At 63.1% G+C, this 19,210-nt stretch carries 12 protein-coding genes; 6 read left to right on the top strand and 6 right to left on the bottom strand.

What is annotated here, in order from left to right; all coding sequences use genetic code 11:
• Window positions 1–5: 5 nt before the first annotated feature.
• On the bottom strand, window positions 6–1,406 hold the full coding sequence (locus tag F3J15_RS01535) for a TolC family protein (RefSeq protein ID WP_166886900.1): 1,401 nt from the start codon (window positions 1,404–1,406) through the stop codon (window positions 6–8).
• Window positions 1,407–1,487: 81 nt separating this feature from the next.
• On the opposite strand from F3J15_RS01535, the gene F3J15_RS01530 reads away from it, so the two are divergent.
• From F3J15_RS01530 to F3J15_RS01510, 5 genes are all read left to right on the top strand, one after another.
• The gene (locus tag F3J15_RS01530; RefSeq protein WP_166886897.1) at window positions 1,488–2,066 is read left to right on the top strand and encodes a TetR/AcrR family transcriptional regulator; all 579 of its coding nucleotides are present in this window, start codon (window positions 1,488–1,490) and stop codon (window positions 2,064–2,066) included.
• Between the two features lie 158 nt (window positions 2,067–2,224).
• Window positions 2,225–3,214 (top strand): efflux RND transporter periplasmic adaptor subunit, encoded by a 990-nt coding sequence (locus F3J15_RS01525; RefSeq protein WP_345891460.1) that lies wholly within the window; start codon window positions 2,225–2,227, stop codon window positions 3,212–3,214.
• Window positions 3,211–6,351: an efflux RND transporter permease subunit gene (locus F3J15_RS01520; protein ID WP_166886890.1), complete on the top strand. Its 3,141-nt coding sequence runs from the start codon at window positions 3,211–3,213 to the stop codon at window positions 6,349–6,351. Before F3J15_RS01525 ends, F3J15_RS01520 begins: the two co-directional genes overlap by 4 nt.
• Window positions 6,352–6,506: 155 nt before the next feature.
• Window positions 6,507–7,634, top strand: a complete 1,128-nt coding sequence (locus F3J15_RS01515) for a porin (protein ID WP_166886887.1) — start codon at window positions 6,507–6,509, stop codon at window positions 7,632–7,634.
• 491 nt (window positions 7,635–8,125) lie between these two features.
• On the top strand, window positions 8,126–9,748 hold the full coding sequence (locus F3J15_RS01510) for an AMP-binding protein (protein ID WP_166886884.1): 1,623 nt from the start codon (window positions 8,126–8,128) through the stop codon (window positions 9,746–9,748).
• Between the two features lie 230 nt (window positions 9,749–9,978).
• Here F3J15_RS01510 and F3J15_RS01505 read toward each other — a convergent pair whose 3' ends face one another.
• The 4 genes from F3J15_RS01505 to F3J15_RS01490 all read right to left on the bottom strand — a co-directional run bounded on the left by F3J15_RS01505 (window position 9,979) and on the right by F3J15_RS01490 (window position 17,937).
• Window positions 9,979–11,163 (bottom strand): acetyl-CoA C-acyltransferase, encoded by a 1,185-nt coding sequence (locus tag F3J15_RS01505; RefSeq protein ID WP_166886881.1) that lies wholly within the window; start codon window positions 11,161–11,163, stop codon window positions 9,979–9,981.
• 53 nt (window positions 11,164–11,216) lie between these two features.
• A complete protein-coding gene (locus F3J15_RS01500; RefSeq protein ID WP_166886878.1) occupies window positions 11,217–13,040 on the bottom strand; it encodes an acyl-CoA dehydrogenase in 1,824 nt (607 codons plus the stop codon).
• A gap of 305 nt (window positions 13,041–13,345) precedes the next feature.
• Complete coding sequence (locus tag F3J15_RS01495) at window positions 13,346–14,278, bottom strand: SDR family NAD(P)-dependent oxidoreductase (RefSeq protein WP_166886875.1); 933 nt, start codon at window positions 14,276–14,278, stop codon at window positions 13,346–13,348.
• Between the two features lie 467 nt (window positions 14,279–14,745).
• Window positions 14,746–17,937 (bottom strand): cytochrome P450, encoded by a 3,192-nt coding sequence (locus F3J15_RS01490; protein ID WP_166886872.1) that lies wholly within the window; start codon window positions 17,935–17,937, stop codon window positions 14,746–14,748.
• A 163-nt stretch (window positions 17,938–18,100) separates the two neighbouring features.
• On the opposite strand from F3J15_RS01490, the gene F3J15_RS01485 reads away from it, so the two are divergent.
• Window positions 18,101–18,658 carry a TetR/AcrR family transcriptional regulator gene (locus tag F3J15_RS01485; RefSeq protein WP_345891461.1) on the top strand — a complete coding sequence of 186 codons (558 nt, stop codon included), beginning with the start codon at window positions 18,101–18,103 and terminating at the stop codon, window positions 18,656–18,658.
• Window positions 18,659–18,722: 64 nt separating this feature from the next.
• Here the strand turns inward: F3J15_RS01485 and F3J15_RS01480 are convergent, their stop codons facing one another.
• Window positions 18,723–19,130 carry a hypothetical protein gene (locus F3J15_RS01480; protein ID WP_166886850.1) on the bottom strand — a complete coding sequence of 136 codons (408 nt, stop codon included), beginning with the start codon at window positions 19,128–19,130 and terminating at the stop codon, window positions 18,723–18,725.
• Window positions 19,131–19,210 lie beyond the last annotated feature (80 nt).

Raw genomic sequence — 19,210 nt, 5'->3', positions numbered from 1 at the left:
GCAGCCTAGACGGCCCCGGCAAAGGTGCGGCGCAAGCCGACCGCGGCTTCCCATTGCGCGCCAATTGCCGTTTCCAGCGCGTCGCGAGAGCGCAGGTGCGCGTGGCGCGCGGCGAGCACATCGCTCATGTCGGCCTGGCCTGCGTCATACAGTCTGGCCGCATTGCGTGCGGCGACCTTGCCGGCTGCCTCGGCGCGCTGCCACTCCTGCATCGAGCGATCCGATGCGGACCATCGGGCCAGGCTCGTCTCGACGTCGACGAGCGCCGCCAGCATGGCCTTTTCGTATTCGGCCATCGCTTCCTGCGCGCGCGCATCGTGCACCGCGACGTTGGCGCGAATCCGACCACCGTCGATGATGGGCAGCGTCACCGACACGCCATAGCCGACCGCCACGCGAGGCGCGGCGCCATCGCCGACCGCGGCCAGCCTTTCCTTCGTCCCTGCCCACTCGATCTGGAGCCGCGGATACACCTCTTTCCGGGCGGCGCCGGCACGTGCGAGCGCGGCGTCGAGTGCACGCGCCTGACGCTGCACGTCGGGCCTGCGCTCGAGCAGCGTGGCGGGCAACACCGTCGCGGGCGGCGCGGGCAGTGCGGCCGGCACGGCTTGCGCGCCGAGCTCGGGCGCCTGGGGGCTGCCGACGAGCAGCGCGAGCTGATGCAAGCGCACCCGGTGTTCGCCGTCGAGCTGGGCAAGCGACGCCTGTTCCTGCGCCAGTTCGGCACGCCAGCGTTCGACATCCAGCGCCGTCACCTGGCCCGCGGCGAATTTGCGCGCCGCCACGACCGCCTGCCTTTGCGCAACCTCGAGCGCCTCGCGCTTGAGCGCGGAGCGCCGCTCCAGCGTGCGCAATTCGAAGTAGGCGGTACTGACGTCCGCGGCCAGCGCGATGCGGGCCGCGCGGAGCGCCTCGCGAGCGACATCGCTGTCGGACCGTGCGGCGTCCACCAGCAATGCACCGCGCCCGAACAGATCGACTTCCCACGCGGCACGCAAGCCGACGCCGCTGCGCTCCGCACGCGGCTCGAGGCTGTTTTCGCGCCCGCGCTCGCCGCGGGCCATCGCATCCAGCCGCGGGCGGCGCTCCGCCTCGGCGCTGTCGCCGAGCGCGCGCGCCTGCGCGAGGCGCGCCGCGGCGACCTTCAGGTCGCGATTGGCATCGAGCGCGCTGTCCACCAGGCGATCGAGCACCGGATCGCCAAAATCACGCCACCACGCGTCGCCGACGGTGCCCTGATTCCCGGGCAATGTCTCGGCCCATTGCGAGGGCGCCGCAACGGCGGGCGTCGTGGCAACTTGGCTGGGCGGGGCGATCGCACAGCCGCCGAATGCGAGTGTCGCGGCAAGGGCAAGACAGGTCAGCGCTCGGTGTGCGGAAGCGGGGCGGGAAACAACGGTCGTCATGGGTTTGCCTTGAGTCTTGACATGGAGTTCGTGAAACTATACTGTACGTATAGTGTAGTTTCAATCCCAAGGAGATGCACCATGTCGACTTCCGAGCGACGAGCCGGCCGCAGCAGTTCGCGCGACCGTCTTCTCGATGCCGCGGCCGAGCTCGTGGCCAGCCAGGGTATCCAGAACCTGACCATTGAAGCCGTGGCCGCTGCCGCGAAGGTCACGAAAGCAGGCCTTGTCTACCATTTCAAAACCCGCGACGACTTGCTGGCTGCGCTGATCGAGCGGGTGGTCGGCGAACTGGACATGCTGGAGCTGCGGGCGAATGAGGCGCGTGAGGCGGACGATTCCGCGAAGCCGCTGAAGTCGTCGCTGGCCGAGCTGTCGAAGCTGACCTTCGACATGCCGGAAGACCGCCGCCTGCTGCTTGCCAACCTGCTGGCGGCCACTTCGCTGTATCCGCATCTGGCCGGTCCCGTGCGGGATTTCTTCTCGCGCAGCTATGCACGGGTTGCGCAGAGCGGCCCCGATGCGGGGCAGGTGCTCGCGTTGGTCGTCGCCCTCGACGGCATCGCCCTGCTCGAAGTGCTCAATCTGCACCGGTTTACGCCAGAGCAGCGTCAAGTGTTGCGCGACACGCTGGAAAGCGCGATTCGCAAGCTTTCCTGAGCTCCCTCATTCATTTCGAAGGTTTTACGATGCATTCCCGTTCCATGCCTCAAGCGGGCAGGCTGGTGCTCTGCGCGATCATTTCGGCAACGCTGCTGTCGGCATGTCACCCATCCGCCGCGCCTGTTGCCGACGTACCGCGGCCGGTCAAGGTCGAAGTGGCCGGCGGTGCCGGCCAGGCGCATGCCGACACCTTCGTCGCGACGCTTCGCGCACGCCAGCGCACCGACCTCGGCTTCGAGTCGTCGGGCCGCGTCGTCGCGATGCTGGTCGACGTGGGCGATCGCGTCCGGGCCGGGCAGGTGCTCGCACGACTGGACGAGGCGCCGGCACGCTGGCGGCTCGACAAGGCGACGGCCGATCGTGCCGCCGCCGCCGCGACCCTGGCCGAGCGTCGCACCCACCTGCGTCAGCAGGAGGAACTCGCCCGCGACGGAATCATTTCCGCGCCCGCGTTGCAGGCCGCACAGGCGTCGCATCAGCAGGCCGCGAGCCAGCTGGGTGTCGCGGAGGCCGCGGTGGCGAGCGCCCGGCGCGATCTCGCGTTCACGCGCATCACGGCCCCGTTCGACGGCGAAATCGTGGCCCGTCAGGTCCAGCCGTTCGTGGATGTCGCCGCAGGCCAGAGCGTGCTGCAGATGGAAGCCGGCCGCGCGCTGGAAGCCGTCGTGATGCTGCCGGACACGGTCGCCGCGACGCTGTCACCCGGCGCCGAAGCCCACGCGGTCAGCGGCACGGATCGCGTGACGCTGACCATGGAACGGCTGTCCGGCCGTAGCGACAACGGCTCGCTGGTGCAAGCCATCTTCCGGGTCCAGGGCACCCCTTCCGGGCTGCGCAGTGGTGGCGTGCTGTCCGTCGCGCTGCCGCGCGGCGAGGCGCATGACATCACGCTGCCGGCGACGGCCGTCATGGCCGGCACGGAAGCCGGCCGGGGCAGCGTCTTCGTCATCGACGGCGCCAGCCATACGCTGAAGCGTCGCGCGATCCGCACGGACGGGCACTTGCTCCCGGGTGGGCGCGTCGCCGTGACGCAAGGCCTGCGCGCCGGCGAGCAGGTCGTGGTCGCGGGGACGGCCGTCCTGAACGAGGGCCAGTCCGTCGTCACGTATCGGGCGCAGACCATTCTGCAGGGAGCGCGCTCGTGAAGCTGACCCAGGCCGCACTCAATTCCAGCCGGCTCACCTTCTTCGTCGCGCTGCTGATTCTCGTGACCGGCGCGTTCACCTTCCTCACGTTCCCGTCCCAGGAAGAGCCTTCCACGACCGTTCGCGACGCGCTGGTGTTCGTCGCGAACCCCGGCGTGCCGGCCGAGCGGATGGAGCAGCTCGTCGCCCGGCCGCTGGAAGAGCGCCTGCGTCAATTGAACGAACTGAAGCACGTCACGAGCACCGTGCGTGACGGCAGCGTGATCCTCCAGGTTTCGTTGCGTGAAGACGTGCATGCACTGATGCCGGTGTTGCAGCGCATGCGCGCGAAGGTCGAAGAAGCGGTGCCGCTGTTCCCGGCCGGCACGCTGCCTCCCCAGATCGACGACGACTTCGGTCGCGTGGCGATCGCGTCCATCGCGGTGACCGCGCCCGGGTTTTCGATGAGCGAGATGCGGGAACCGCTGAAGCTGCTGCGCGAAGGGCTGTATCGCGTGCCCGGCGTGCAGGGCGTCAGCTTTCATGGCCTGCAGGAGGAGCGCGTCTATATCGAATTCGACCGCGCCAGAATGGCGGGGCTGCATTTGTCCGCCGCGTCGGTCATGCAACAGCTGCAGAAGCAGAACGTCGTGCAGTCCGGCGGCCGGCTCGTGGTGTCGGGCCTGAACAGCGCGGTCGTCAGTTCCGGCGAAATCCGCTCGCTGCAGGCGCTGCAGGATTTCACGCTCACCGTGCCGCCGGCCGGCGCGCGCGCGGAGGCGACGCCGGGCACCGTGCGCCTGGGCGACATCGCCCAGGTGCAGGTCCGGCCCGTCGATCCGCCCGAGTCCGCGGCGATCTTCCGCGGCGAAGACGCGGTCGTCCTCGGCATCTCGATGCGCAAAGGCCAGAACGTCAAGGCGGTCGGCCAGGCGCTGCGCGCGCGTCTGGACGAATTGAAGCAGCAGTTGCCCGCCGGTTTTTCGCTCGACTACGTGACCTTCCAGGCGGACGTGGTCGAGCGGGAAATGGGCCGCATGAACCAGGTGATGATGGAGACGATCGTGATCGTGATGATCGTCGTCGTGCTGTTTCTCGGCTGGCGCGCCGGCGTCGTCGTGGGCGGTATCGTGCCACTGACCATCCTGGCCACGCTGCTCGTGATGCGCTCGCTGGGCATCGAACTGCACATCGTGTCGATGGCCGCGATCATCATCGCGCTGGGCTTGCTGGTCGACAACGGCATCGTGATCGCGGAGGACGTCGAACGCCGCCTCGCCGCGGGCGAGGAGCGCCGTCACGCGTGCATCGAAGCAGGCCGCACGCTCGCGATCCCGCTGTTGACGTCATCGTTGGTCATCATCTTCGCGTTCTCGCCGTTCTTCTTCGGCGACACCGCCACCAACGAATACCTGCGCCCGCTCGTGGTCGTGCTCACGCTGTCGCTGCTCGGGTCGTGGCTGCTCTGTCTGACGGTGACACCGCTGCTTTGCTATTTCTTCCTGAAATCCGGCCATCACGGCGAAGGCCAAGCGCACGAGCACGATGCCGACGCGACGGTCAAGCAAAGCCGCTTCTACGGTGCCTATGCCCGCCTGATTCGCCGCGTCCTCGACCACAAGGGGCGGTTCCTGGTCGTGATGACGGCCTTGCTGGTCGGCGCGCTCGCGATCCTGGCCACGCGTCCGGCCGGGTTCCTGCCGGCTTCCGACCGGCCGCAGTTCCAGGTCGAACTCGAGCTGCAGCCCGGGAGCGATGCACGGCTCACGCGCGACGTGGTCCGCGACCTGAGCCGTTGGCTCGACGATCGCAAGCGCAATCCCGAGGTGACGACCAGCATCGGCTATGTCGCCGACGGCGGTCCGCGTGTCGTCCTGGTGCTCAATCCGCCGCTGCCTGCGTCGCATATCGGCTACGTCACGGTCAGCGTCGCGAAGCCGCAGGATCTCGACGCCGTGATCGCACGAACCCAGGCGTGGATGACGCAACACCATCCCGAGGTGCGAACCGATGCGAAGCGTTTCTCGCGCAGCGCCCACGATGCCGGCACGGTGGCTTATCGCGTGTCCGGTCCCGACGAAGCCGTGCTGCGCGAGATCGGCGGCAAGATCCAGGCGGCGCTGCATACGCAGCCGGGCATCGTGCAGATCCACGACGACTGGGGGCCGCGCGTGCCGCGTGTCGATGTCGAGATCGACCAGAACAAGGCACGGCGCCTGGGCGTCAGCAGCGAGGACATCTCGACGGCGCTGGCCACGCGGTATACCGGCGTCAACGTGTCGGTGTTGCGAGACGGCGATACGCTGGTGCCGCTGGTCGTGCGCGGCGCGGAAGCCGAGCGCGCCCGGCCGGAAGATCTCGCCAATACGCTGATCCATCCGGCTGCGGGCGGCGCGCCGGTTCCGCTGTCCGCGGTTGCGACGGTCACGTTGAATACCGAGCCGTCGACGATTCGACGCCGCGACCTGATGCGCACGCTCACCGTGAAGGGCCGCAATGCCCACGGCACCGCGCAGCAGGCGGTCGATCAGCTCGCGCCGGCCATCGGCCGGATCGCGTTGCCGCCGGGGTACCGGATCGAGCTGGGCGCCGAAATCGAGGAGTCCGCCGAGGCCAACGTGGCGCTCAGCGAGTATTTGCCGCATGCGGTGGTCGCGATGCTGGTGCTGTTCATCTGGCAGTTCGGCTCGTTCCGCAAGCTGTTGCTGATCGTCGGGATCATTCCGTTCGCGATGATCGGCGTCGGGCCTGCGCTGATCATCGCCCGCGAACCGTTGGGCTTCATGGCGAACTTCGGCCTGCTGTCGCTGGCCGGGATCATCGTCAACAACGCGGTGCTGCTGCTGGAACGTATCGAGGTCGAGTTGGCGGCCGGCAAATCGCGCCGCGAAGCGGTCGTCGCGGCGGCCGTGGCGCGCCTGCGGCCGATCGTGATGACCAAGCTGACCTGCATCGCCGGCTTGATTCCGCTGCTGCTGTTCGCCGGCACGCTGTGGACCGGCATGGCCGTCACCATCATGGGCGGGCTGCTGCTCGGGACGCTGATCACGCTCGGCATGGTGCCGGTGCTGTACGAACTGCTGTTCAGCGACAGGCTGTCCAACTGGAGCCGGAAGCTCTTCGGTTCCGGCGCCGCCGATGCGCCGGGGAAATGTTGAGACGGGTGGCCAGGCCTTTTGGCGCCCGTCAATGCGGGCGCATTGGAAACCCGGGTGTGACCAACAGGACAAGGTCCTCCCGGCGGTTGGTGGTTGCCGGCGGTTTATGAACGAGGTCGCGAGACCTGCCTCTTTTTTTGAATGGAGCTTCACGAATGAACAAGACTCTGATCGCTGCAGCAGTTGCAGCATCGTTCGCTACCGTCGCACACGCGCAAAGCAGCGTCTCGCTGTATGGCGTGCTGGACGCAGGCATCACCTACCAAAGCAATGTCCAGAACGCATCGGGCCAGGGCAAGTCGCGCTTTTCAATGGGTTCGGGCATTGACCAGAGCCGTTTCGGCTTGCGTGGCTCGGAAGATCTCGGCGGTGGCCTGAAAGCAATCTTCACGTTGGAAAGCGGCTTCAACCTCGGTAACGGCAAGTTCGCGAACGGCAACGGCGGCATGTTCAACCGCCAGGCTTTCGTCGGCCTGTCGAGCCAATACGGCACGGTCACGCTCGGCAAGCAGTACGACTCGACGCAAGACTACCTGGCGCCGCTGACGGCAACGGGCTCGTGGGGCGGCACGTACTTCGCGCATCCGCTGAACAATGACCGCCTGAGCACGAACGGCGATGTCGCGCTGAACAATACGATCAAGTACTCGAGTGTGAACTACGCCGGCCTGCAATTCGGTGGCACGTACTCGCTCTCGAACAGCACGAACTTTGCGAACAACCGTGCATACAGCGGCGGTGTGTCGTACCAGTATGAAGGCCTGAAGGTGGGTGCGGCTTACTCGCAAGCGAACAACGCGGGTCTGTCCGCGACGGGCGCGGTAAACCCGTCCATCGATTCGACCAATGGCACTGCATACGGAATCCAGGGCCGCAGCCGCACCTATGGCATCGCGGCAACGTATGCATTTGGCCCGGCACTGGTTGGCGCGGCATGGACGCAATCGCGCCTCGACAACCGGACGAACGGTGCGGGTACGCTGCGCGCCGACAACTACGAAGTCAGCGCGAAGTACAACCTGACGGCGGCCCTCGGCCTGGGCGCTGCCTACACGTACACGAATGCGAAACTGAACAGCAACAGCACGCACTGGAATCAGTTCGGCGTGCAAGCCGACTACTTCCTGTCGAAGCGGACGGACGTCTACGCGCAGGCGGTGTACCAGCGTGGTACGAAGGGCGCCGGCTTGGGTTCATCGATCTACAACGGCGATATCAATGCGTTCCCGAGCTCGAAGGTCAGCCAGACTGCGGCAACGGTTGGCCTGCGTCACCGCTTCTAAGCGTCACGGCTGTCGTCCTGCATGGGCTGAATAAACGTACACGATGTGCGTTTTGACGGAAGCCACGAGCAACATCTACGAACTTCAACATCGATGATCCGTGTTTCGGTTCGAGTATGGCATCGACAAGTCCCGCGTCGCAGCCTCGTGCAACTACCAAGTTGCTGCAAGTTTCCCTGTATGGTCAAATGACCATATCAATTGACCATTTTGGATGTGGCCCCCTGACTCGGCAGTCGCGTCTCGGGGGGCATGAATTTGCCTGCCAGGCAGGGTGCGATGGAGGCGAAACAAACAGGATGGTGGCAGTCGCCCGCCAGCTGTCTGCCGACAACGTGATCCGCGGCGTCGCTGACTGTCGGTCGACCACGCAGCCATATCGTTGCGACGAGGGATGAATCTCGCTGGTTCGAGGCGTCCCGGCTTGTTCACGCGCGTGATGAGGGGATTTGCGTCGCGCAATTATTCAAACGGGACAGAGGAGATTGGGTATGGAAAAGATCTGGCTTGATGCCTATCCGCCGGGGGTTCCGGCAGAGCTTGATTCAAGCGCGTATCGAAACATCAGTGCGTTGATTGAACAAAGCTTCAGCAAGTTTCACGCGAATCCGGCGTTTGCGTGCGATGGAAAGCAGATCACCTATGGTGAGCTCGACAGGATGTCTGGAGCACTGGCGGCGTGGCTGCAGTCACGCGGGCTCGAGCGTGGTGCGCGGGTTGCCATCATGATGCCGAATGTGTTGCAGTACCCGATCTCGATTTGTGCAGTCCTGCGCGCCGGCTACGTTGTCGTCAACGTCAACCCGCTCTATACGCCCCGCGAGCTGCAACATCAGCTGAATGACAGCGGCGCGGAGGCGATCGTCATTCTCGACGGCTGCACGGCAACGCTGGATGCAATCCTTGCGCACACACAGGTGAAGCATGCTCTGGTTGTCGCGCAGGGCAACGCTTCCGGCGGGGAACGGAAGCCGAGCCCGTATACGACATTTGACGACGCGATCGAGGAGGGACGTCGGGGCAAATTCGTACCGGCTTCCCAGTCGCCGGACGATGTCGCTTTTCTCCAATATACGGGCGGGACAACCGGGGTGTCGAAAGGCGCGACGCTGTTGCATCGGAACATCGTCGCGAATGTATTGCAGTCGGACGTCTGGCTCAAACCGGCTCGCGATTTGCGCCCTGACGTGACGCAGCTCATCACGGTTGCTGCACTTCCGCTTTATCACATCTTTGCGCTCAATGTTTGCTGCCTGTTGACGATTCACATGGGTGCGCTTTCCATACTGGTGCCGAATCCGCGGGACATCGGGGGGATGATCAAGTCGCTCGCGGGATACAAGGTCACGAATTTTCCGGGCGTCAACACGCTCTTTAACGCGATGCTCCATCATCCTGAATTCTCGCGCCTCGATTTCTCCAATCTGCTGCTGGCCAGCGGTGGCGGGATGGCCACGCAAGAAGCCGTCGCAAGGCGCTGGAAGGAGATGACCGGCGCGGCGATCATCGACGGATACGGGCTTTCCGAGACGTCACCTTGCGTCGCGATCAATCCCGTGACCGGTAGTGAGTTCAACGGCACCATCGGCCTGCCGTTGCCCTCCACGGAAGTGTCGATCCGGGACGACGACGGCAACGAATTGCCGCCCGGCGAAGCCGGAGAGCTGTGCATTCGTGGCCCGCAGGTGATGGCGGGTTACTGGCAGCGGCCGGACGAGACCGCGAAGGTGATGACCGCGGACGGCTTCTTCCGATCGGGTGACATTGCGTCGATCTCCGAAGCGGGCTTCGTGCGAATCGTCGACCGCAAGAAGGACATGATCCTCGTGTCCGGTTTCAACGTCTACCCGAACGAGATCGAAGAGGTCGTGGCCAACCACCCCGGTGTATTCGAGGTCGCGGCCATCGGCGTACCCGACGAGCATTCCGGAGAGGCCGTCAAGCTGTTCGTGGTCAGGAAAGATCCGGCGCTGACGTTCGAAGACCTGATGGCGTTCTGCAAAGGCCAGCTGACGGGTTACAAGCGCCCGAAAAGCATCGAGTTTCGTGACAGCCTGCCAAAGAGCAACGTCGGGAAGATCCTTCGGCGCGAGTTGCGGGTGTCGAACAATTGACGTGATCGACCGAGGTGATGCCGGAAGGTTGAGCGGTCCGCATCACCCGTTCTCCGAACCGGCGCGCGAATGGCATCACGGAAAGAGTCCGTTGCGCGCCGGCGCCTGGTGCGATGGTGCATCAGGCGCGCTGGCGACATAAGGTCCGCTCAAGCATCCCCCGAAAGGTATGCAGGGCCCGCAGGCGCGGGGCTGTCGCCCATTCGTTCTGCGGGTCAAGGCGCGTTGCGTCAGACGACTTCGAACAAGCCGGCTGCACCCATGCCGCCGCCCACGCACATCGAGACGACGACATAGCGCGCGCCGCGTCGCTTGCCTTCGATCAGCGCGTGTCCGACCAGACGGGCGCCCGTCATCCCGTACGGATGGCCGATCGAAATGCTGCCGCCGTTGACGTTGTATCGGCCCGGATCGATTCCCAGCTTGTCGCGACAGTACAGCACCTGGCAGGCAAATGCCTCGTTGAGCTCCCACAGTCCGATGTCGTCGACAGTCAGGCCATGAAGCTTCAGGAGTTTGGGGATCGCGTAGATGGGACCGATGCCCATCTCCTCGGGCGCATTGCCGACGACGGTCATGCCGCGATAGATGCCGAGGGGCGTTGCGCCGATCTGCTCGGCGGTCTTGCCGTTCATCAGGACGCAGGCGCTTGCACCGTCCGAAAGCTGGCTTGCGTTCCCGGCGGTCACGACGCCACCGTCAACCACCGGTGCGAGGGAGGCAAGCGATTCGAGCGTCGTGCCGGGGCGATTCCCCTCATCCTGCGTGAGCGTGACTTCCTTCCGCCACGTTTCGCCGGTCGCTTTGTCGACGACCAGCATCTGCGTCGTGATCGGGACGATTTCGTTCGAGAAGCGGCCTTCCTTTTGTGCGGCGGCAGTGCGAAGCTGGGAATCGAGCGCGTACTGATCCTGCACGTCGCGAGCGATCCCGTACTTGCGGGAAACGAACTCGGCGGTCTCGAGCATCGGCATGTAGGCGGCGGGTTGCACGGCCAGCACGTTGGGATCCTGGTCGGCGCGCGTCCACTCGAAGTAGCGCGTCTGTACCGCCGAGATGTTTTCCTGGCCGCCCGCGACAACGACCTGCATCCCGTCGCACATGATCTGTTTGGCGGCCGTGGCGATCGCCATCAGGCCCGACGCACATTGCCGGTCAAGCGTTTGCGCGCCGACCGAAGCCGGTAGCCCGGCCGCCAGCACACCTTGTCGGGCGACATTGTTGCCGGCGGTTCCCGCGTTGAGTACCGAACCGATGACAGCGTCCTCGATGCGATCCGGTTCGATCCCGGCGCGCAGCACGGCATGCCGGATGGCGTGACCGAGCAGGGTGGGTGAGTGCGTGACGTTGAATGCACCGCGATAGGCCTTGCCGATCGGCGTGCGCGCGGTGGAAACGATGACAGCATCAATCATATGACATCCTCATGAATTAAACGACAGCAACGAAACGGAGGTGTCGCGCACGGTCAGAACCAGTGCTCCGGCATCGTCAGAGGGGTGGTTTCCACCGGATTGAGCACGGCCAGCCACGCGGCCACCTTGGGCATTTCCCACCCGAAGAAGTAGTCGCATGCGGCGAGCTTGCCGCGATGGAAGTCGCTTCCGGCGGGGCCGCTCGCGAGCGTGTTGGCCACGATCGCCTGATCGAGCCAAAGCCAGCCGACGACGACATGGCCAAATGCTTCGAGGTAGGCCGCCGCATTCGCCAGTTGGACCTCCGGGTCGTCGAGCCGGTGCAGTTCATTGGTGACGATACGGATGCGCTCCCACGCGCATTCGAGCGTGTCGGCATGGTCCTGGAGCGGACGGATCGACCGTGCCTTGAATACCGTCGTGGCGATTTTCCGGTCGAGCGCATTCATGGCGGCGCCGCCGTTTGCACGCGTCTTTCGACCCAGCAGGTCGAGCGCCTGGATACCGAATGTGCCTTCGTGTATCGGGTTGAGCCGATTGTCGCGATAGAACTGCTCGACGTTGTATTCGCGCGTGTAACCGTAGCCGCCATGAACCTGAATGGCGAGATCGTTGGCGACGAGACCCCATTGGGACGACCAGCTCTTGACGACGGGGGTGAGCAGGTCGAGCAGACCATGCGCCTCTTCGCGGTCGCTGGCGTCTTCTTGCGAATGGATATCGTCGCTCAGTCGAGCCGCATACAGGCACAACGCGAGTGCACCTGACACATAGGCCTTTTGCGCGAGCAGCATGCGCCGGACATCGGCATGACGAATGATGGGGGCCTGTCCCGACGTGGGCGACCGGTCACCGCGTGTCCGGCCCTGCAGGCGCGTCTTCGCATAATCGAGCGAGTGAAGGTAGCCCGTATAGCCAATCGCGGCGGCGCTGAGGCCGACCGAGATACGCGCCTCGTTCATCATGTGGAACATGTAGGCCAGCCCTTTGCCGGGTTCGCCGACGATCTCCCCGATTGCGCCCGCTTCGCCTTCCGGACGGTAGCGGCCTTCGCCAAAGTTCAGCAGGCAATTTACCGTGCCGCGGTATCCCATCTTGTGATTGATACCGGCGAGCACGACATCGTTTCGCTCGCCGGGCAGTCCGTCGGCGCCGATCAGCTTGCGCGGTACGGTGAAGAGCGATATCCCTTGAACGCCCGGAGGAAGTTGCCCGTTTTCATCGGGAATCTTTGCCAATACCAGGTGGACGATGTTCTCGGAAATCTCGTGATCGCCACCGGAGATCCACATCTTGTTGCCGAACAGGCGGTAGCGACCGTCTCGGCCCGGAACCGCGCGCGTGCGGATATCTGCAAGACTTGACCCGGCTTGCGGCTCCGACAGGCACATCGTGCCGAAACATCGCCCTTCCGCCATGGCCTTGACGTAGTGCTCGACCCGGTCACGCTCGCCGTGGGCCATCAGCAAATTGGCGTTGGCGATCGTGAGAAACGCGTAGCCCGCGGTTCCTGGATTGGCTGCCAGCAAATACGCCATGCCGGCCCGCTCCACGGTGCTCGGCAGGCTCATGCCGTTCCACTCGTTGGGGAACGACGCGCTGATCAGGCCGGCGGCCGAAAATGCACGCAATGCGACACCCACTTCCGGGTTGACGGTGACGCGTTCTCCATCGAATGCCGGTTCGTTGCTGTCGTTTTTCTTGTTATGCGGTTTGAAGAGATCCGTGGCAAGCGATTCGTACACATCCAGCACGGATGTGTAATCGAATCGGTCCTGCCCGGCAAATCGTTGCCGACGGGTAAGCGATTCGACCTGCAGCCAGTCGAAAAGGATGAACTCCACGTCGCGACGGGAGAGGGTGAGTTCGCTAGTCATGGAATCGAATGAGTGAGTGTCTGGGGTCTTGGCACGACTTCGAATTGCTTCAATAAATTCTGGAATGCGAAATTATTGTTTCGAAGTGGTCGTTTCGGGAAACGTTGAAGGACATCATGTGGTGATCGGCGTCGTCCTCGCCGCCACGAGGGCTGGCTTGTGACGGTTCTCAATTTCCACCATTTCGCCAACGGCCAACGGGATGCGCGTGGTGCCTCGCGCCGTGACCTGTTCCATTGTGAAGCGCCCGCGAACGCGGTCGCCGCGGATCGCGGCCAGGTTTGCGTGCCGTCGTCCCGGACGCGTCACGCATCGAAACGCTCCTTCGTATTCGCAGAGGCGATGCGCGCCTTCTTGAGTTCGAGATCGCCCTGGGCAGCACCGGATGAAGGAACCGTCTCGCCGCTTCGGTTTGCCACCTCGTCGAGCCGTCGGGCGAGTTGGTGAACAACCTGGTCGTCGGTGCCGAGATGGATGCCGGGCGTCAAGGTGATATGTGCGGCCTCGAAACTGCCCGCGCCTGCGCACAGGACCATCCGGGTGGGCGCCGCTTCACCGGCAAGCACCGCGACGGCGGGGCTGACGGATGCAGGCGACAGCGTATCGAGGATGTCCGCAGACATGAGGCCTTCGAGCATGCGCGTACCGGCCGTGGGCGCCAGGCAATTCACGCGAATGTCGTATCGCTCGCCTTCGATGGCCAGTGTCTGCATCAGGCCGACCAGCGCCATCTTCGCGGCGCCGTAGTTCGCTTGCCCGAAATTGCCGTACAGGCCCGACGACGAGGTCGTCATCACGATGCGGCCGTACTGTCGCTCCCGCATGGGTTCCCACACGGCCTTGGTGCAGTTGACCGCGCCCATCAGGTGGACGTCGATCACCGCGCGAAAGTCGTCGAGCGTCATCTTGCTGAAGCTCTTGTCGCGCAGGATGCCGGCGTTGTTCACGAGGATATCGACGTGGCCCCACCGCTGAAGCGTCTGGTCGACCATGTGCTGAACCTGTTCGAAATCGGTCACCGACGCGCTGTTCGCGACCGCCTCGCCGCCGGCGGCGACGATTTCGTCGACGACCCGCTGTGCAGCCGTGGCGGAGCCGCCTCTGCCGTTCACGTCGCTGCCCAGATCGTTGACCACGACCTTTGCCCCCAGCCGGGCAAGCAGCAGCGCATGCTCGCGCCCGAGGCCGGCACCGGCGCCGGTCACGATTGCAACGCGATTCGTCAGGTCAATCTTCATGGGTTGTCTCGTTGGTGATGATGGGGTGGCCTACGACGGATGAACGCGCATTCGTTCCGCGTTTGTCGCGACATCGGGGTGATCGGTTACACGTATCCGGAGGCGGCGCGCATGGAGCGATTCACGTGGTTTCCAGTGGGACGGCATGTCCATACCGATGTTGATCAAATGACCAAGTCATATGGCTGATGAAGTTAACATGGTGTTCATCGGCGGTCGATCGTGGTTAACCCGTCGCTTTCCGAAGCGTTTCGCAATTGAAAGACGTGGGGGCGATTCGACGCGGTTATGCGGCGTGTGATCAACCCCTGGTTCCGGTCGGAACTCGACCGGAACCAGGGGTGAAGGGTGCAAGGAGAACAGGGGGCAGGCCGGGATCGAAGCGCTAGTCGCAACCGTTCCGGAAAGCGGTGGCGGAGCAGGTCAAATGTCTGAAGCAACCGGAACCGACATGAACCCTGTTACCGTCATGCAAACACGTCGGCAACATATCGGCCATGCTCCCGCTCCATCGTGTCGATCCACGCGCTGGCGCTTTCATCGTTTGCTCCCGTCGCCTCCTGATAAATGCGGCCGAGCGTGGCACGTACGGCAGGCGCCATATTCTTTCCATCCCCGCAGACGAAGACGGTGGCACCTTGCGCAAACAGTGCGGCGATTTTCTCGCGTTCCAGCCAGACTTTGTCTTGAACGAATCGAGCACCTTCCTCCGGGCGGTTCGAATACGCCGGCATCACTTCGACCACACCGCATCGTGCCCATTCGTCGAGTTCGTCGCGATAAAGAAAGTCGACGTCGGGATCATCGATGCCGAAGAAGAGCAACGACATGCCGACGTTCTCCCCCTGCTGTTTCTGTAATGCGCGCTCTTGCAGAAAGCCACGGAATGGGGCGATACCGGAACCGGCACAGATCAGAATCATCGGAAGACCGGTTTCGGCGGGTGGCCGAAAGTGCGCATTCGATGGCCTGACTGCAACGGACAGGCTGTCCCCCGCGTTGAGTCGCGCGAGATACGACGACGCCACGCCTTCATGGCGACCATTGCCGGAGAGCGCCGGTGCATCGACCACGGCTACCGTCAGCGTGACATGGTCTGCTTTCCAAAGCGGAGAAGACGAGATCGAATACTGGCGTGCTTTCAGCGCGGGCAGCATATCGAGGAACTTTTCGAGCGACAGATCGACGGATCCGAAGCGTTCGAGCAGATCCATGACGGTTGTCCGTTTTCCCAGAATCTTGCTTTCGAAATCGTCAGTGCTCAGGCGCTCAAGCTCGACCTTCTCGGGAGGGCAACGCGTGGCGGCGGCCAGGGTGGATACTTGTGATCGGGTTGCAGGAACGGCGAGTTCGACATAGCTCGAAAACAGTTCGCCACAGCCGATTGCCTGGCCGAGCGGAAGGCGTGGATTGCTCGACGTTCCTTCAATCACCACCTGCGTGTCCCAGCTCACGCGAAACCGGCGCAAGACGCGATCGACGTTGTTTTTCGAGTTGCGGGGCAGAACGGCCAGGTAATCTCCCGATCGATAAGTCATCGCTTCCGGAAGTTTCAGTTCGATATGCTTTTTGGAGCGGCTGCCGGCCACGCTGATATCGACCAGTTCTCTGTTGTCGACGATGGACGCATGTGCCATGTCACCGAAGTTCAGCAATTTTTCACGGGTATTCTCGGCGAAACTGACCTTCAGTGCGGTATCGCCATGTTGCACAGTCGAGACTTCCTTCCCGGCGCTGATTGCAAAGCGACTCCACATTTCGGTGTACCAATGGTCAAATTCACCAAAGAAGTCGCCACCGGAATCGAGTTCGCCCCTGAAGTGCACTCTCGTGGCACCGGCCTTCTCGAGCGCCTCATCGACGCGCTTGGGAATCGCCTGGTATGTGCGTGCCCATTGTTTGTTGCCGCACCCGAGAACCGAAAAATGGACCCCGTTCAGCGCCCCTTCGTCGAGTGCTTCGACATACGGGACGAATGATCTGGCGTTGTCTGGCGGCTGCCCTTCGTAGGAAGCGGTGACGATCACGATGGCGGGATATCCGTCGAGTTTTCCCGCGAAATCGTCGAGGGGCGCACATGTGGCGTGAAATCCATGACGACTCGCGTCCCCTGCAATGCGTCTTGCAAAGGATTCGGCGGAGCCCGTATTTCCCCCGAAGAGGACGAGCATGGTCGACACATCTTCGCCGGCAGGGATCGACTGAACCGGGGCGACGCTCGGGCGTGGAGCGCTCGAGCGGGCGCGAACGGCCGTATCGGGCACTTTGAGCGCACCTCGGGCCCGCGGTTTCACGTTCACCCGGAAACCGGTCGGCTTCAGCGTAAGCGTTTCGGCGACGTCCAGCTCGTAGTCCGGATCGGCGAAAGAGAAATCGAATCGCTGAAGCAGCATGATCAGGACGAGATGGGCTTCCTGCATGGCAAACGGGCGGCCGATACAGGCGCGTGCACCATTGCCGAAGGGCTTCCATGAATTGGGCGGGAGTTGCTCCGCATTCTCCGGGGCAAATCGCTCCGGACGAAACGCCTCGACGTCCTCGCCCCAGACGCTCACATCCCGATGCAACATGGGCGTCAGGATCATGATGATGTCGTCGGGGGAAACGGCATATTTCCCGCCGAACGTGGTGTCGGCGAGCGGTGACACGGCGAATGCCGGCGCTGTCGGCCAGATTCGCAACGTCTCCATGAGGATGTGTTCGATGTAACGCAGTCGTGCGAGATGCTCGATCCGTGGCGTCTCGCTGCCGACAACCTCGTCGACCATGTCCCGTGCTTTTTGCAGGATGTCCGGGTTCTTGAGGAGGAAATAGGTGGCGAAGGACAGGAGCCCGCTGGTCGTTTCGTGTCCGGCGATGAGAAATGTAATCATCTGGAAGACGATGTTCTCATCATCAAGTTTTTCTCCCGTCACCGGATCGATGCCGTTCAGCATTCGGTCCAGCAGGTCCATCGACGCTTCGCTGTCGTGCGGGTGCTTACGCCGGTCTTCGATCATTTTGGTCGCCAGCGACCGCATGACTTCGATGTCCGCGTCGAACTTTCGACTGCGATTGATCATCAGCTTCGAAACGAGTTTGGGTCGCAACTCGCGCTTGCCGGCCTCGCTGAGGGTGTTGACCATGGCATCGACAAACGGATGCTGATCTTCACGATAGAAGCTGTTGAAACGGCAATCAAACGCACACAGGGCAATCGTATCGAGCGTCAGCCGCGTCATGTGATCGGACACGTCGACCGGCGTCTCCGGGCCGAACCGCTCCCAATGGAGAAACATCTGGTCGGCGATGTCGACCATCTTGTCGAACATCGACCAGATACTGAGCGGGCCGAACGCCTGCATCAGCACACGATGCGCCTTGCCCCAGTTCGGTTCGTCACCGAATGCCGTAAATAACCCGTCCCCGATCGCGGGTCTGAGTTCGAGCAGCGACTGGTGTACACACTTCTGAAATCGGCTTTCATCACACACTTCATTCACGAGTGTTTGTCCGCTGACAACGTAGTAACCTTGCCCGAACACCTCGAACCAGTAGACCGGCCCGTAAGTGCGCGCGAGATCCATCATCTTGGCAAGTGGAGACGGCCCGAGGACCTCCATCAGATGACCGATGACGGGTTTCAGGGGCGGCTGGGGGACGAGGGACGAGGATTTCATTTCAATAGCCTTTCAGAGGTATGTCAGCGCATCACATCTCAATCTATTGAACGAATGTAAAATAGACAAAAACACGTGTCCAGAGCTTTTTATGCCACCTGATGTAAGCCCTAATCCCGCCGATCCTCGCTTTCAACGGAGTTACGACGCGCTCGTTCGCGCCGTGACCGAACTGCTCGACGAGGCGCCGCTGAACACGCTCAGCATTGCCCAGTTGGTGCAGCGCGCGGGCGTCGCGCGTCCGACGTTCTATCAACACTTTCCCGACCTTCAGTCGGCCGCTCAGCGGGCAGCGCTGGTGAGGCTCGACAACGCGTTTGCGTTCGTCGAGGAGCAAGGCAAACGGCTGAACCCGCCGAATGCCACTTTCATCAGGTCAATGGAGGTGGAAACCGCGCTGATTCTCGAGCATCTGCATGCGCATCAGCCTTTCTATCTGACCGTATTCAACGACGCGGCGACATCGGCGTTTTTCGATGAACTGGTGACATTCGTTTCCGGGCGTCTCCTTCCGCCTTATGAAGGAATCCGTACGGAAGCCGAGCAGGATTGCCTGACGGTGCTCGGCGGGGGATTGGTCTGGACGGCGGTGCACTGGCTTCGCCAGGGCGCCACGCGCGAGGCTCCGGAGGCAATGGCGAAGCGCATGGCCAAGACGGCGGCGACGATCCTCGATGCGTTCGGTCTGACGCTCGGGTTTGCGCAGGCGGATTCGGAGTAACGAGAGGGGAAGCGCGACGCCGCGGTGGACCATGCGGCGTGTCATCGTCATGATCGCCGAGCGATCAAGTTGAGGTCGCGGGTTTCATGAAATAGGCATGGAACGCCTGCAGCGCGGACGCGACCCACTCACGCTCGTCCTCCGACACATCGTCGAACGGCACACCGATCTTGTCCTTCGTGTAGTGATCGCCCAGTGCGCCGCGAATGCGGCGGTTGGCGCCCTCGGCATCGAGCAGGGTACGTTCTATCCGTACTGCCCCTTCTCGTGCGTACAGCGTGAAGCGAAAGCGCAGGCTCGCGACACCGGTCAGGATTCGTTTCAGGTCAAACTGCAACCGATCCGGAAAGACCGTGAAATCGATGAAGTCCTCGCGGTCTTCCGGCGTACCGTAAGCGTTGATCGCGCGTCCTTCGGGCTGACCATGGCGCATCAGGATGGCGCTCAGTAACGTGTAGTCGTGAATGTCCATTGCGTGTTGTAGTTTTCGTGTCGCCCCGTATCACGGCACGACGGCGACAAATTGAAGGATTTTCCTGCGCCAACGCGCGC

It is taken from the genome of Burkholderia sp. Ap-955, from assembly GCF_011753045.1.
GTDB lineage: Bacteria > Pseudomonadota > Gammaproteobacteria > Burkholderiales > Burkholderiaceae > Burkholderia > Burkholderia lata_D.
Note: the sequence above shows the minus strand (reverse complement) of the source record. Positions and strands in the feature narration are given on the sequence as shown.

Bases quoted from the DNA above. Each gene is read 5' to 3' on its own strand.
- F3J15_RS01480 (WP_166886850.1), bottom strand. From the start codon at position 19,130: ATGGACATTCACGACTACACGTTACTGAGCGCCATCCTGATGCGCCAT.
- F3J15_RS01530 (WP_166886897.1), top strand. From the start codon at position 1,488: ATGTCGACTTCCGAGCGACGAGCCGGCCGCAGCAGTTCGCGCGACCGT.
- F3J15_RS01495 (WP_166886875.1), bottom strand. From the start codon at position 14,278: ATGAAGATTGACCTGACGAATCGCGTTGCAATCGTGACCGGCGCCGGT.
- F3J15_RS01500 (WP_166886878.1), bottom strand. From the start codon at position 13,040: ATGACTAGCGAACTCACCCTCTCCCGTCGCGACGTGGAGTTCATCCTT.
- F3J15_RS01515 (WP_166886887.1), top strand. From the start codon at position 6,507: ATGAACAAGACTCTGATCGCTGCAGCAGTTGCAGCATCGTTCGCTACC.
- F3J15_RS01490 (WP_166886872.1), bottom strand. From the start codon at position 17,937: ATGAAATCCTCGTCCCTCGTCCCCCAGCCGCCCCTGAAACCCGTCATC.
- F3J15_RS01510 (WP_166886884.1), top strand. From the start codon at position 8,126: ATGGAAAAGATCTGGCTTGATGCCTATCCGCCGGGGGTTCCGGCAGAG.
- F3J15_RS01535 (WP_166886900.1), bottom strand. From the start codon at position 1,406: ATGACGACCGTTGTTTCCCGCCCCGCTTCCGCACACCGAGCGCTGACC.
- F3J15_RS01505 (WP_166886881.1), bottom strand. From the start codon at position 11,163: ATGATTGATGCTGTCATCGTTTCCACCGCGCGCACGCCGATCGGCAAG.